The organism is Pseudomonas fluorescens (genome assembly GCF_018614775.1).
In the GTDB taxonomy this organism is placed as follows: domain Bacteria; phylum Pseudomonadota; class Gammaproteobacteria; order Pseudomonadales; family Pseudomonadaceae; genus Aquipseudomonas; species Aquipseudomonas fluorescens_BY.
Genome location: NZ_JAGGOF010000002.1, coordinates 127092 through 141000, shown reverse-complemented (window position 1 = coordinate 141000; position 13909 = coordinate 127092). Strand labels below are relative to the sequence as shown.

General features: G+C 60.6%; 11 protein-coding genes. 8 read left to right on the top strand and 3 right to left on the bottom strand.

Annotated features, from left to right (window positions below; all coding sequences use genetic code 11):
• The 8 genes from J7E36_RS01100 to J7E36_RS01065 all read left to right on the top strand — a co-directional run.
• Positions 1-328: DUF2345 domain-containing protein (locus tag J7E36_RS01100; protein ID WP_214999041.1), on the top strand; the 328-nt coding region annotated here is incomplete at its 5' end.
• A gap of 33 nt (positions 329-361) precedes the next feature.
• Positions 362-3106, top strand: a complete 2745-nt coding sequence (locus J7E36_RS25160) for a hypothetical protein (protein WP_231286351.1) — start codon at positions 362-364, stop codon at positions 3104-3106.
• Positions 3096-3662 carry a hypothetical protein gene (locus J7E36_RS01090; protein ID WP_214999039.1) on the top strand — a complete coding sequence of 189 codons (567 nt, stop codon included), beginning with the start codon at positions 3096-3098 and terminating at the stop codon, positions 3660-3662. The genes J7E36_RS25160 and J7E36_RS01090 overlap by 11 nt, the downstream gene beginning before the upstream one ends.
• Before the next feature lie 90 nt (positions 3663-3752).
• Positions 3753-4016 (top strand): PAAR domain-containing protein, encoded by a 264-nt coding sequence (locus J7E36_RS01085; RefSeq protein WP_214999038.1) that lies wholly within the window; start codon positions 3753-3755, stop codon positions 4014-4016.
• A gap of 113 nt (positions 4017-4129) precedes the next feature.
• Positions 4130-5251, top strand: a complete 1122-nt coding sequence (locus J7E36_RS01080) for a hypothetical protein (RefSeq protein WP_231286350.1) — start codon at positions 4130-4132, stop codon at positions 5249-5251.
• A gap of 9 nt (positions 5252-5260) precedes the next feature.
• Positions 5261-8608, top strand: coding sequence for an ImcF-related family protein (locus tag J7E36_RS01075; RefSeq protein ID WP_214999036.1), 3348 nt, complete (start codon positions 5261-5263; stop codon positions 8606-8608).
• A 372-nt stretch (positions 8609-8980) separates the two neighbouring features.
• Positions 8981-9349, top strand: coding sequence for a DUF6124 family protein (locus J7E36_RS01070; RefSeq protein WP_214999035.1), 369 nt, complete (start codon positions 8981-8983; stop codon positions 9347-9349).
• A 278-nt stretch (positions 9350-9627) separates the two neighbouring features.
• Positions 9628-10104, top strand: a complete 477-nt coding sequence (locus J7E36_RS01065; protein ID WP_214999034.1) for a hemerythrin domain-containing protein — start codon at positions 9628-9630, stop codon at positions 10102-10104.
• 21 nt (positions 10105-10125) lie between these two features.
• Here the strand turns inward: J7E36_RS01065 and J7E36_RS01060 are convergent, their stop codons facing one another.
• The 3 genes from J7E36_RS01060 to J7E36_RS01050 form a co-directional block, all read right to left on the bottom strand.
• Positions 10126-11034, bottom strand: a complete 909-nt coding sequence (locus tag J7E36_RS01060; protein WP_214999033.1) for a LysR family transcriptional regulator — start codon at positions 11032-11034, stop codon at positions 10126-10128.
• A gap of 254 nt (positions 11035-11288) precedes the next feature.
• On the bottom strand, positions 11289-11918 hold the full coding sequence (ycaC, locus tag J7E36_RS01055; protein ID WP_214999032.1) for an isochorismate family cysteine hydrolase YcaC: 630 nt from the start codon (positions 11916-11918) through the stop codon (positions 11289-11291).
• 141 nt (positions 11919-12059) lie between these two features.
• Positions 12060-13898: an amidohydrolase gene (locus J7E36_RS01050; protein WP_214999030.1), complete on the bottom strand. Its 1839-nt coding sequence runs from the start codon at positions 13896-13898 to the stop codon at positions 12060-12062.
• Between the last annotated feature and the right edge of the window lie 11 nt (positions 13899-13909).

The following is a 13909-nucleotide window of genomic DNA, read 5'->3' as shown; positions in this document are numbered from 1 at the left end:
CAAGCTGATCGCCAACCAGGGGCCGGTGACGGTGCAGGCGCAGAACGACACGTTGCAGTTGTTGGCTCGGCACGGGCTGGAGATCACCAGCACCGAAGACGAAATCAGCATCGTCGCGAAAAAGAAAATCACCCTCAACGCGGGCGGCAGCTACATCACGCTGGAGGCGGGCGGCATCGAGTCGGGGACGCCGGGGTATTACACCGTCAGATCGGCGGTTTTCGATTATGTGCCGGGCGCCGCCAAACAGGTTACTTCACTGCTGCCACTGCCCTCACTGGCCGGACACGACGCCAGATCCATGGAACTTACGGATTTCTCGGGTTGATTCCTCTTTACGACACCAAAGGCCAAACACACTATGCTCAACTCACTTCTTCGGCTTTTTGAGCCTCGCGATAAGCCCCTGGATTCAACGCCGGATCAACGGGATACGCCCATCTGGCCGACTCTGGACACCCGACCTGTCCACTACGCCCCATCGCCTGAACCGGAGAGCGGTGCGTTATCAGCGGTGAGAAACTGGAGCCACCCGTTCAAGGACAAGAACCATTCACTGTTGCAATTGACCCAATTGTCCAACGCCACCGCCGGCTATTACCCATTGGGACGCAATGGCCTCTGGCATGGCGGCGTGCATTTCGACGCGGGCACGGCCGAGGCGCTGGATCAATCCGCCGTGCACTGCCTGGCCGACGGCGAGGTGGTGGCCTACCGTACTGACCACAACGCGCCGACCACCCGCTACCAGTTCAACAAACTCGGGGTAAACAAACCCTTCTCCCGCAACTTCGTACTTGTGCGCCATCGCTTGCAGCCGCCAGAAATCGAGGGTTGCCCGGACGCACCACCCAGCCTGATCTTCTACAGTTTGTACATGCATCTGCAGGACTGGGCGGCTTACCAGCAAGACCCGACTGCGGCGCGCCCGGCCTTCTGGCCTGAAGGGAAGACTTGGCGGGTCAAGGAGACCGTCAACGATGTCATCCCCGGTCAACTGGACCGGCGAGGACTGAACGTGCGTAACAGAGAATGGCAGGGCAAGGTACTGTCCCTGCTACCTCCCGGCACCGAGGTGGTAGTCAGTGGCGACGATCACTACCGAAAATTGGAAAACACCACTGGCCCGGATGAACTGAAGGATGCCGAGGGCTTGCTGCGAGGCTACATCCCCCGACACGGGCTTGTGCCCATCGCAGCAGGCCAACATCGCATCCACAGCCAAGACTGGGTGAAGGTGTACGCTGAAGCCAATGTTCTAAGCCCGGTGATTGCGAGGCTGCCGCTGGACACCGAGGTGACCATCAGCGGTGAAGGCGAGTTCGCCAAGCTGGAACACATCAACCAATACGTGCACTACCCGTCGCTGCAAGGTATGCGGGAACCTGTTGCGCAGGATCGGGTGGTGGTGCTCGATCAGCCCGTACCGATCAAGGCCGGCGATTTGATCGGTCACATCGGCGTATACCAGGACTGCGGAGCCGACCACCCTGAAGCCAAGTTGCACCTGGAAGTGTTCAGCGCGCAAGACGCCCAGGCCTTCCTGACGTCCAGCCGTGCTTGGGCGAAACGCCTCCCGGCCCGTGAAAAAACCTGGCTCAAGCTCGCCAAAGGCACGCCCGTAGCAACGCATCGAGACGGCTACGGCACAAACATGCACCCCTCCTTAAGCACCGCCGAACGCTTCAGCGATGCCGACCTGTTGCTGCCAAAAGACCTGCTCGACGGCTTGCCTGCCGAGTACAAAATCGCCCTACCCGCAACCGATCTAGGAAGAGCCCGCCACTGGTACCGCCTTGATGGATTGCTCAACGATGCCGACAACACCTTGCTCGACGGCTGGGTGTGCGAAGAAATTGGCCTGACCCCTTGGGTCAGCCCCTGGTCATGGGAGGGCTACGAGGTCATCTTCGACTATTCCTCTCCCCGAGAAAAACTCGCGTCTTTCCTCCGCGCGGTAGATCGCTTCAGCGGCGCGCAGCTGGAGCAGTACGGCCCGATGGCCGATGCCGGAGACAAAGGCCCGGTCCAGCGCCGACTGTTTGACATCATCGACCGTAACCGCGACGGCAAAATGACCGCCGAAGAACTGCAAGCGGCGCTAAGGGTCCCGGCCCATGCGCAATCGATCGCACAACTGATCGTGCTCAAGGAAAGCGAGTGGTTCTATCGCCCCTACAAGTGGGATGCACTGGATGAGCTGCTCGGCCATAGCGGTTCGACCCCGCATGTGAATTGGTTCGCGGAAAAAGAACGGATCAGGCAATTGTGCTGGTGGGATGAAGTGGCGGAGAAAGTCGGGTTGCCGGGGGATGGGAAGGTTTATCACTTTCATCCGGTGGGGTTGGGGATGAGCTTAAAATATGCTGGGTTTATCTTTACCTTGGATACCATGAGAAAAATATATCCGGGACTTACCGCTGGCCGGGATAAAGACTTGCAAGAAATCGCTAACGAATTAAATGCCCACCTCCATTTTTATAGACTGGAAACCCCACTAAGGAGAGCTCATTTTTTTGCACAAATTATTCAGGAGACTGGACCAGATTTTACAGTGCAGGAGGATTTTAGCTATGCGGCAAAGTCTCTAATAAAAATATTCAGTTATTTTAGAGACAACCCAAGCAAGGCCGAGGAGCACGGCTACGAAATCAGATCAGGGAAGATAAAAGCGAACGGGAGGTCCATGACCCAAGCAGATTATGAAGCTATCGCTAATGGGGCTTACGGATCAAGGGGAGAGCTAGGTAACCGGGGCGTTTTCAGTGGTGATGGCTGGAAATATCGGGGCCGGGGGCTTAAGCAGTTGACCGGCCGATATAACTACAGGGAGCTTCAAGCGTGGCATCATCAGAACTCCATTGAGTGGCCGGATGATCATCCCGACTTTATTGAAAGCCCGGACCTGTTGTTGACTATGAAATATGCAGTTCGGTCAGCTGCACATTTCTGGTCAAAGAACAAATTGTATAAAATTGCAGATGAGGGCAGCGGCGCAGAGACTGTGGATCGGATAACCAAAATAGTAAACAAAAGCACAGATAGCTATACGCAACGAAGGGAGAATTTTTTAAAGGTCTGGGGAGAGGTTTTTAATGCCAAATAGAAGCAGATGCACCTCACCGGCATTAGGCGTGTTATTTTTTTGTTCTGAGGTTTGGGCAGAGGAACCGTATGTTGATATTGGCACCACCCTGTGTCGCGAGGGAGAAACAATTTATATAAGCTGCGCATTAAATGGTGGGAGCAACCAATACGATTACGAGGGGGCAGTAGCTTCCATTTGCGCCAAAAAAAACACCTCCCCCGATCAAGGCTATGTTCAATATCGCTACGGCACTCCTACTTATGGATACAAGAAGGAGCGCCTAGAATTTCAGTACCCCGAAAAAAAGAAGCCGCCGCGGGGGGTGTTTAAAATCTACATCTCTAGCAATCCAGAAAGCCTTGGAGTTGCACTTGTTTTTACACGAGGCGAGTACACCTACTCGTTTGAGAGTTTGGAAGTCATGAAATATAAAGTTGTGGTCAGGAAAGGGGCAGAAAAAATATTTGATAAGCGGTGCACTCTGCCAGGAAAAAACTATTTAGTGGATAAAGCGTATCAAGGCATCGAGCAAATAAACAACGACCATAAGCTGCTCATATTTAAGCGTGACTAGATGGATGGCAGTGAGCAACTCCAGTTCCGCTCATAGAAACGGAACTGGGCGTTTGTTAGATGATTTTTAAATTTATTCCAGGACACGATCATGAAAAACATCATCCGAATCGGCGACAAAACAACCGGAGGCGGCACGGTTCAGTCAGGCTCCGCCGTCATGAAGTTCGACGGTATCGGGGTGGCTCGCGAAGGTGATCCGGTGAAGTGTCCGGTTCCCGGCCATGGCCGTACAGTCGTTGCCGAAGGTCACCCTACATTCAATGACAACGGCGTGCCCGTTGCTTTTGAAGGGCATCTTTGCGCTTGTGGCTGCGCGCTGATTTCGTCGTTGTCCGACGCGGGGGCGAGCTAGTCATGCCAGTCAGAATTGATCAGGTTCCTTGCCTGGCGCCTCGCCCCGTCCGACCGCGCGCGTGGGTCTGGTTGGGTTTGCTGGCGCTCTGTTTGCTTGCGGGGGCTGGGGGCATGTGGCTGTTCGCAACCACGCCGTTAAACCAACAACCCGAGAGGTTTTGGGGGCTGGCCCTGGGCGCGTCCTTCCTGGGGTGGTGTGTCCTGTGCTTCGGGCGGACGCTGTTCTATCTCGGTGAACAAGCGCTGGCCGATGGGTGGGATCAGGCTCGCGAGGAAGACCTGATCCAGAAAATCCGCCGAGGGCGGCGTTCCCTGCAGGTCTTCAGCGCCAGTCTCCAGACGGCCCTGCGCGAGCCTGGCAAGGAGCCTACGGCGCAGTTGGACGCCTTACTTGGCGGCACCCTCGCACTGGAAGTGCAACCGGCCAGGTTGTCCTTGTCGGCGTTGCGTCATAACCGTCTACCCGGCGATGCGACGGAGGACCTCGAATCGGCACTGCATCGCGCGTTGCAACAGTTGCTGGCGGATTTGGCGCCGATCTTGTCGCGGCTCCCTGACCGTACGCCACTGGCCTTGCTGCTGGAGATCGACAGCGGGTTGCTGGAGGGCGGGTGGGAGCGAGTGTGGCAGCAGGCTTGGAATGAGTCCGGTATCCGCCAATCACCCGTGGCGTTCCAGGGAAGTGGCCTCGATGCGTTGGACCGTTGGCTCGACCAGCGCTTCGAAGATCGGGCCTTGTTGCTGGTGATCGCGTTGCAGTTCGCACCGAAGCAGCCTGAGGGCACGGCGGAAGCCGTCGTTGGTTTGCTGCTGGGTAACCCCCTGACACAGACCACCTTGGCGCCGATTGCTTTTCTGCATCGTCCGGAGCAAGCGCTCGATTCATCTGCCGACGCAATACGCGAGGCCGCGAACCAAGCCCTGGATTGGGCGCGGCTGGACCCGACGTCGATCCAGCACGCCTGGCGAATCGGCGTCGATGCGCAGCACAACACGGCAGTCAGCCAGGTCTCGACCGACAGGGTACTGCCGATGCTGCACACCCAAGGGCTCCATGATCTGGACACCTTGCTGGGCTGTCCCGGCAAAGCCTCGCCATGGCTGGCAATTGTCGCGGCGACGCAAACCCTGCAAGGCGGCGCTGGGCCGCAGTTCATTTTTTGCGCGACGGGTGGCGTCGATTCAAAGCTTTGGAGCATGGCGTTGACGCCTGTGCCTCCATCATCGAAATAGGAAATTCGAATGCAGCTTCGAGCTTTTATAAGGGTGTGGGTGGTGTTCAGCGGGCTGTTACTGATCAGCGCGACCATGGCCCTGATGGTATGGCGTTATCCGGAGTGGCTGGGTATCCAAGCGGGTAGCGACCGGCAAATGTTGTGGGTGTTGCTGATAGGCGCAATGGCCCTGTTACTGGTCTTGTTCTTGGGTGGCTTGCACTTCATGGGCAATGTGCTGGGGCGTTCGGCTTACCGCGGACATCAGCCGAACGACAATGCTTCAGCAGCGCTCGACCTAGCCCCGCCCGATTCCCAGGGCGCGCAAAAACTCAGCACTCTGCGCAACCACCTGCGCCACCAACACGGCCTCTTCTGGCGCCGCAAAATCCGCATCCTGCTGGTCGTCGGCGAACCCGAACCAATCACCGCCATCGCCCCCGACCTTGCGGAAAAGCACTGGCTCGAAGGCCAGAACACCGTGCTCCTGTGGGGCGGCAGCGTGCAGGCCGAACTGAACGCGCCGCTGCTCACCGAATGGCTCAAGCACAGCCGTGGCCGGGCCTTGGACGGGGTGGTCTGGGCGTTGGATAAAACCCAATGCGCCGATGACCAGGCGATGAGCGTGGGCCTGTGGCATTTGCAGGCGCTGGCTCGCAAGGTGGGCTGGGCATTGCCGCTGCACCTGTGGCAGGTCTGTGCCAGTGCCTGGTCCCAGGACGGGCGCCAGACCCAGCCGGTGGGGTGTGTGTTGCCTGCGCGCATGACGCCGGAGAGTTTGGAAAGCTGTCTGGAAGCGTTGCGCGCGCCGCTGCGCCGCGAAGGTCTGGAGCAGATGCAGGTACAGATGCAGCATGACTTTCTGCTGCGCCTGTCCCGTGATTTGCGCGATGAGGGCATCGCCCGTTGGCGGCGAGCGCTGGCGCCGTTGTGGAGTGGTTTTGCCCGTGGCGTGCCGTTGCGCGGGCTGTGGTTCAGTTTGCCGCTGCGTCGAGAGGCGCCGGGGGCCGAGCACTTGTGGTTGCCCGACCCGGCGTGGCGCGGGGTGCAAGGGGACCGCAGCGTCACCGCGCGCCTGGGCTGGAGCGCGCCAAGATGTGTCCAGGCGCTGGTCCTGGGCCTGGCGCTGGTGTGGGGCGCGGGGATGGGGCTGTCTTTTCTCAGTAACCGTGCGCAAGCTGTTCAGCTGAATACCTTGCTGACGGCATTGCAGCAGTCGTCGCGGCCCGATGAGCAACTGCTGGCCTTGCACGAACTGGTTCGCGAATTGGCGCGCCTGGATTACCGGATCGTGCACGGTGCGCCCTGGTATCAGCGCTTTGGCCTGAACCGCAATGAGGTCGTGCGTGACGCGGTGTGGCCGCGCTATGTCGAGGCCAATAACCGTTTGATTCGCGACCCGGCGGCAGCGCAGTTGCGCGCGCAACTGGATGCGTTGGTCAAGCTGCCACCGAACAGCCCTGAACGCGCCGAACGGGCCCGCGAGGCCTATGCGCAGCTCAAGGCCTATCTGATGATGGCGCACCCGGAAAAAGCCGACGCTGATTATCTGGTCCAGACCCTGGGCAAAACCGACACCCGCCGTGACGGTATTTCGCCGGGGCTGTGGCAACTCCTCACGCCCAACCTGTGGCAGTTCTATGGCGAGCAACTGGCGGCGCATCCGCAGTGGCGCATCGAGGCCGATCCGCGCTGGGTGGCGCAGGTCCGCCAGGTGCTGCTCGGCCAGTTGGGGCAACGCAACGCCGAAGCCAGCCTGTATCAACAGGTCCTCGACGAGGCGGCCCATCATTACCCGGCGCTGGGCCTGCAACAGATGGTGGGCGACACCGAGGCGGCGGCGTTGTTTTCCAGCAAGGCCAGCGTGCCGGGGGTGTTCACCCGTCAGGCCTGGGAGGGCCAGGTGCGCCAGGCCATCGATGACATTGCCCAGGCGCGCCGTGAGGAAATCGACTGGGTGCTCAGCGACCGGCCCGATGATGTCGATGCGCAGTTGTCGCCAGAGCTGCTCAAGCAACGGCTCACCGAGCGCTATTTCCAGGATTACGCCAGCGCCTGGCTGGTGTTTCTCAACAGCCTGCGCACGCGTCAACCGCGCAGCCTGAGCGAGGTGATCGACCAGCTGACGCTGATGAGCGACGTGCGTCAGTCACCGCTGATTGCGCTGGTCAATACCCTGGCCTACCAGGGGCAGGCCGGCAGCCGCGGCCAGGCCTTGGCCGACTCGCTGATGAAGTCGGCGCAAAAGCTCATGGGGCCGGACAAGGCGCCGGCGATCGATCAACTGGCCGACCTGCCGGGCAGTCCGCTGGACGCCACGTTCGGGCCGCTGTTGGCCCTGCTGGGCAAGGGCGCCGAGGGCAAGCACGGCGGTGACGAACTGAGCCTGCAAGCCTTCCTCACCCGGGTAACCCGCGTGCGCCTGAAGCTGCAACAGATCAGCACCGCCGCCGACCCGCTGGAAATGACCCAGGCGTTGGCGCAGACGGTGTTCCAGGGCCGCGGCATCGACCTCTCCGAGAGCCAGGCCTACGCGCGGCTGATGGCCGCCAGCCTCGGCGCGCAATGGGCCGGTGTCGGTGACACGCTGTTCGTGCAGCCGCTGGAACAGGCCTGGCAGCGGGTGTTGCAACCCTCGGCGGCAGGCCTCAACAGCCAGTGGCAGCGCTCGATCGTCAACCATTGGGACGCGGCCTTCAGCGGGCGCTACCCGTTTGCCGCGACCAGCAGCGACGCCTCGTTGCCGATGCTGGGCCAGATGATCCGAGCGGACTCCGGGCGCATCGAGCGCTTTCTGCACGAGCAACTGAGCGGCGTGCTGCGCAAGGAAGGCAACCGCTGGGTGGCCGATCCGCGCCATGGCCAGGGCTTGCGAATCAACCCGCAGTTCCTGGCCGCGGTCAATCACCTGAGTGAACTGGCCGATGTGCTCTACACCGATGGCGGCCTGGGCCTGAGTTTCGAATTGCGCGGCAAACCGCGGCCCGACGTGGTCGACAGCACCTTCACCCTCAACGGCGAGAAGCACCACTACTTCAACCAGCGGGAACGCTGGCAGCGCTTCAACTGGCCGGGCCGCAGCGAGTACCCCGGCGCGCGCCTGACCTGGACCGGCCTGGTCGGCAACGAACAGCTGTTCGGCGACTACGCCGGCACCTGGGGCCTGATCCGCTTGCTGGAAATAGCCCAGCTCACGCCGTTGGATGACCGTGGCAGCCACTACCGCATGCTGATCAAGGCCCCCGACGGCGCGAACATGATCTGGCACCTGCGCACGGAGCTGGATGCCGGGCCGCTGGCACTGCTCAAGCTGCGCGGTTTCAGGTTGCCGCAGCAGATATTCCTGGCCGAGGGTGGCGCCCCTCGGAAGAAATAAGCATGCGCCACCTGATCGAGCGTTGCCCGAGGCGTACTGATAAGTGAAAAGGCTTGTTGCTGGGCTGCTGTGCAGCCCAGCGGGAGCATGCTCCCTCGCCACGGGGCATGCCGGTTCGGAAAAGGCGAGGATAGGCTTTGCCGGTCGCTGCAAATTCAGCGACCAGGTTTGGTCACCTGTCCAATGTCAGGCGCATACGCGCCAACCCCAGCATGACGGCATTTTTGTCGGTATGCTTTGCGGTGGGCTGTGCGCGGGGCACTTTCGAGTGCGCCGGGTGCCTGACTTCCCGGTTGACCAACCTGCGTACCGCCCACCACCTCGTTTGGTCACGAGGAGGATGAGCGCCACTTCCAAGTCAGGAGTTTCACAATGGTCAAGATCACCCCCAATCCCCCAAAGGCCGAAGACCTTTGCGCCTACACCACCCTCGATACAAAAAAACTTCGCGAAGCCGCTGATCGGGCGCTGAATGTGCATTTGTCTCCAACCACCCCAGGTAATCCCGACACTCAGGACGGGCAGGTCTTTTCAGTAGTACCGGGCATCAACACCGAATCGGTGCTGACCAGCCTCAGCGAAACCCTCGCTTCTGCCAATGCAATGGGCAGTGACTTGGCGTTTGAGCTGGAAGGCTCTCGACGGCAAGTGGCGCTGGGGATTCAGCAGTTGATCGAGTTGGGTTCGCTGTTGGCTAATCGGGCGCTGGATGACATGGAGTTGAAAGAACCGGCACCCTAGCAGGCGTATAGCTTTTTTGGGGCGAGGGGATCATCTCCTCGCCACAGGGGTGTGGTGTATCAACAGGCGCTTTTAGCCGCGCATCAACGCAAAGTGCAACGGCCTATCGCCCACCGTCATGCAGCTTGCACGAACACGTAAAGCCGCCACCCAACCAACCAATTGTTTTTAAACGGATTTTTTTATCAGCCTAAGCTGGCACGCCTGATGCAATTTACCCCTTACGCGGCGTAGGCGCTTGAAGCCTGCCCGCATCCGTGAATTGCCAGGAGCTACTTATGAACGCCATCGACCTGTTGAAAGCCGACCATGAACGCGTCAAAGCCATTCTGACTCAGTTGAGCGAATCCACTGACCGCGCCATCAAGAAGCGCACCGACCTGTTGGCCAAGCTGGAAATGGAAATTTCCATCCATACCCGCCTGGAAGAAGAGATCCTGTACCCGGCTTTCAAACAAGCGGGTGGCAAGGACGAGGCCGAGATGTACTACGAGGCCAAGGAAGAGCACCGCACCGTCGACTCGCTGGTGCTGCCAGACCTGAAAACCACCGATCCGTCGCAGCCTGAATTTGCCGGCCGGGTGAAAGTGGTCAAGGAGCTGCTGGAGCATCACATCGAAGAGGAAGAGAAGGAGATGTTCCCCCAGGCGAAGAAACTGCTGGGCAAGGCCAAGCTCGACGCCCTGGGTGAAGAGATGGAAGCCATGAAAGCGCAGTACAAAAAGGAATTGGGCGGCGCGAACATCGCTGCTTGATCGAGCATTGCGAATGAAGTTTCAGCCGTCCCAGGACGGCTGAACGTCGTTATAGTGCATTTTCTCGCGCAAGAACTCTACCAGCGCCTGTACCGGGCGTGAGCTTTGCCGATGTTGCGGATAGACCGCCGACAACGTCAGCGGCTCGGTCTCGTAACCCTCCAGTACCCTGACCAACCGACCGTCCTGCATTGCCTCACCGAGGATGAAGGTGGGCAGGTAGGTGACGCCCATTCCGGCGACCGCCGCGTCCCTGAGCAGATCACCGTTGTTGGCGCGCATGCGTCCGGTGACTTCCAGCGACAGGGGTTTGCCGACACCCTCGAATCGCCACTGGACCTGCCGGCTGTGACCATAGGGCAGACAGTCGTGATTGCGCAGGTCTTCAGGTCGCTCAGGCGTGCCTCTCTGGGCCAGGTAAGCCGGACTGGCGCAGTACCGCCGTTCGATGGTCGCGATGCGGCGGGCGATCAGGGTCGAATCCTCCAGCACGCCGATCCGTAGCGCCAGGTCATAGCCCTCCCCCAGCAAATCCACCGAGCGGTCGCTCAGGTCCACTTCGACGCTGACCTCGGGATAGCGTTGTAGAAACAATGGCAGCAGACAGCCCAGGTGCGCCACCGCGAAGGACAGCGGTGCGCTGAGGCGAATGGTGCCGCGGGGCTCGCTGGTCTGGCCGCTGATGCCCTGCTCCACCTGCTCGACTTCGCTGAGCAGGCGCAGCGCTGCTTCGTAATAGCGCTGGCCCAGGGGGGTGACGTCCAGCCGCCGCGTCGAACGATTGAGCAGGCGCACGCCCAGGCGCTGTTCCAGCTCCATGAGCTTGCGGCTGACGAATTGCTTGGACAACCCCAGCTTGTCCGCCGCCGCGGTGAAGCTGCCCGACTCCATGACCTGGGTGAAAATGCGCATGTCTTCGAAGGGATTCATTGTCATTCCCGGGGTGGACAGTGAGGGGGTTTGGTTGGGCATTGTGGGTGTGTTGAGACAGGTTGGAAAGGGTTGAACTGGCTGACGCCATCGCGAGCAGGCTCGCTCCCACAGGGTTAACAAGTGTTCTCAGGGGGTTATGTTCGACACAAATCCTTGTGGGAGCGAGCCTGCTCGCGATAGCGGTGTATCGGCCAACCCGCAAACTGAAACGCCCGCACAAGGCGGGCGTCGTCCAGCTATAACCACTGGGCTTACTTGGCAGTCAGTACCGAGTAGCTGTTCATCAGGTTGCGGTAGTTTGGAATGCGCTGGGACAGCAGGTTGCCCAGGCCTTCGATGTCGTTGCGCCAGTCGCGGTGCAGTTCACAGGCCACCGAGAACCAGTTCATCATCTGCGCGCCAGCAGCGGTCATGCGGACCCAGGCGGCTTGTTGCACGGTTTCGTTGAACGTACCCGAAGCGTCGGTGACGACGAACACGTCGAAACCTTCGGCCAGGGCCGACAGGGCTGGGAATGCCACGCAGACATCGGTCACCACGCCGGCGATGATCAGTTGCTTACGGCCGGTGGCCTTGATCGCCTTGACGAAGTCTTCGTTGTCCCAAGCGTTGATCTGGCCTGGGCGCGGGATGTACGGCGCGTCCGGGAACATTTCCTTGAGTTCCGGCACGATCGGGCCGTTAGGGCCTTTTTCGAAGCTGGTGGTCAAGATGGTTGGCAGTTGGAAGAACTTCGCCAGGTCGGCCAGGGCCAGGACGTTGTTCTTGAACTCGTTGGGCGAGAAGTCCTGGACCAGGGAGATCAGGCCCGTCTGGTGATCGACCAGCAGGACCACGGCGTCGTCTTTGTTCAGACGGTTGTAGGTAGGGGCGGTGCTCATGGGATGACTCCTTTGGATAGGTGTTACGAAACCTTGTGGGAGCGAGCCTGCTCGCGATAGCGGTGTGTCTGTTGCGAAGGTGTCGGATGCGCCGACGCCTTCGCGAGCAGGCTCGCTCCCACAGGGGGATGTTTGTGTTCGTCAGAACGCGAAGCAGGAACAGCCAAACGCGCCCCAGAAGCCTTGGAAATCGCTGACCGGCACATTCGACAACCGCGCCCGCTCATGGCTGTGGAAGTGCACCGTGCACGGACCGCTGCACTGGTGGACTTGCGCCTGCAACGGCGAGGTTGGGCGCCAGTGACCCGGGACCTTGACCACCGGCGACCAGTCCGGCAGTACCGGAACGCCGGCCGGGCCGAGCTTCTCGAAATCACCGGCGGCGTAGACCACCTTGCCGCCAACAACCGTCAGCACGGACTCGATCCACTTGATGGCTTCTTCGTCGACGTTGAAGAAGTCCGCGCTCAGTGCCGCTACGTCTGCCAGTTGGCCGACCTTGATCTGGCCTTTCTTGCCCTGCTCCGACGAGAACCAGGCGCTGCCATGGGTGAACAGCTCCAGGGCCGTCAGGCGCGGCAGGCCTTCTTCGTGCAACGCCAGGCCGCCGACCGTGCGGCCGCTGACCATCCAGTACAGCGAGGTCCACGGGTTGTAGCTGGACACCCGGGTGGCGTCGGTACCGGCACCGACCGGCACGCCTTCGGCCAGCATGCGCTTGATCGGTGGCGTGGCTTCGGCGGCCTTGGCACCGTAGCGATCGACAAAGTACTCACCCTGGAACGCCATGCGGTCCTGGATCGCGATACCACCGCCCAGCGCGCGAACCCGCTCGATGTTCTGCGGCGTGATGGTTTCGGCGTGGTCGAAGAACCACGGCAGGCCGTTGAACGGAATGTCGCGGTTGACCTTCTCGAACACATCGAGCATGCGGCTGATGGACTCGTTATAGGTGGCATGCAGGCGGAACGGCCAGCGCTGCTCCACCAGGTGCCGGACCACGGGTTCCAGATCCTGCTCCATGCCCGGCGGCAGGTCCGGGCGTGGCTCGAGGAAGTCCTCGAAATCCGCCGCCGAGAACACCAGCATTTCGCCGGCGCCGTTGTGCCGCAGGAAATCGTCGCCCTGGTGCAACTTGACGCTGCCGGTCCAGTTCTGGAAATCGCTGAGTTCTTCCTTGGGCTTCTGGGTGAACAGGTTGTAGGCGATACGCACCGTCAACTGCTCTTCCCGGGCCAACTGCTCGATCACCGCGTAGTCGTCCGGGTAGTTCTGGAAACCACCGCCGGCATCGATGGCGCTGGTCAGGCCCAGGCGATTGAGCTCACGCATGAACTGGCGGGTGGAGTTGACCTGATATTCCAGGGGCAACTTCGGCCCCTTCGCCAGCGTCGAGTACAGGATCATCGCGTTAGGTCGCGCCACCAGCATGCCGGTGGGATCACCCTTGCTGTCGCGCACGATCTCGCCGCCCGGCGGGTTCGGCGTGTCACGGGTGTAGCCGGCCACGCGCAACGCGGCACGGTTGAGCAAGGCGCGGTCATACAGGTGCAGCACGAACACCGGGGTGTCCGGGGCCGCTTGGTTGAGTTCTTCCAGGGTCGGCATGCGTTTTTCGGCGAACTGGAATTCATTCCAGCCGCCGACCACGCGCACCCATTGAGGCGTCGGCGTGCGGTCGGCCTGGTCCTTGAGCATGCGCAAGGCATCGGCCAGGGACGGCACGCCTTCCCAGCGCAGTTCCAGGTTGTAGTTCAGGCCACCGCGGATCAGGTGCAGGTGCGAGTCGTTGAGCCCGGGAATGACGGTGCGGCCCTTGAGGTCAATGACCTGGGTGCCGCTGCCGCGCAATGCCATGGCCTCGGCGTCGGTGCCCACGGCAACGAATTTGCCCTGGCTGATGGCCACGGCGCTGGCCCGGGGATTTTCCCGGTCGACGGTGTGGAACTGGCCATTGAACAGAATCAGATCGGCGTTCATAGGGTTTTCCT

Excerpts from the sequence above, each read along its gene's own strand:
- J7E36_RS01080 (WP_231286350.1), top strand. The coding sequence starts at position 4,130 with ATGTGGCTGTTCGCAACCACGCCGTTAAACCAACAACCCGAGAGGTTT.
- J7E36_RS01060 (WP_214999033.1), bottom strand. The coding sequence starts at position 11,034 with ATGAATCCCTTCGAAGACATGCGCATTTTCACCCAGGTCATGGAGTCG.
- J7E36_RS01075 (WP_214999036.1), top strand. The coding sequence starts at position 5,261 with ATGCAGCTTCGAGCTTTTATAAGGGTGTGGGTGGTGTTCAGCGGGCTG.
- J7E36_RS01050 (WP_214999030.1), bottom strand. The coding sequence starts at position 13,898 with ATGAACGCCGATCTGATTCTGTTCAATGGCCAGTTCCACACCGTCGAC.
- J7E36_RS01070 (WP_214999035.1), top strand. The coding sequence starts at position 8,981 with ATGGTCAAGATCACCCCCAATCCCCCAAAGGCCGAAGACCTTTGCGCC.
- J7E36_RS25160 (WP_231286351.1), top strand. The coding sequence starts at position 362 with ATGCTCAACTCACTTCTTCGGCTTTTTGAGCCTCGCGATAAGCCCCTG.
- J7E36_RS01065 (WP_214999034.1), top strand. The coding sequence starts at position 9,628 with ATGAACGCCATCGACCTGTTGAAAGCCGACCATGAACGCGTCAAAGCC.
- J7E36_RS01090 (WP_214999039.1), top strand. The coding sequence starts at position 3,096 with ATGCCAAATAGAAGCAGATGCACCTCACCGGCATTAGGCGTGTTATTT.
- ycaC (WP_214999032.1), bottom strand. The coding sequence starts at position 11,918 with ATGAGCACCGCCCCTACCTACAACCGTCTGAACAAAGACGACGCCGTG.
- J7E36_RS01085 (WP_214999038.1), top strand. The coding sequence starts at position 3,753 with ATGAAAAACATCATCCGAATCGGCGACAAAACAACCGGAGGCGGCACG.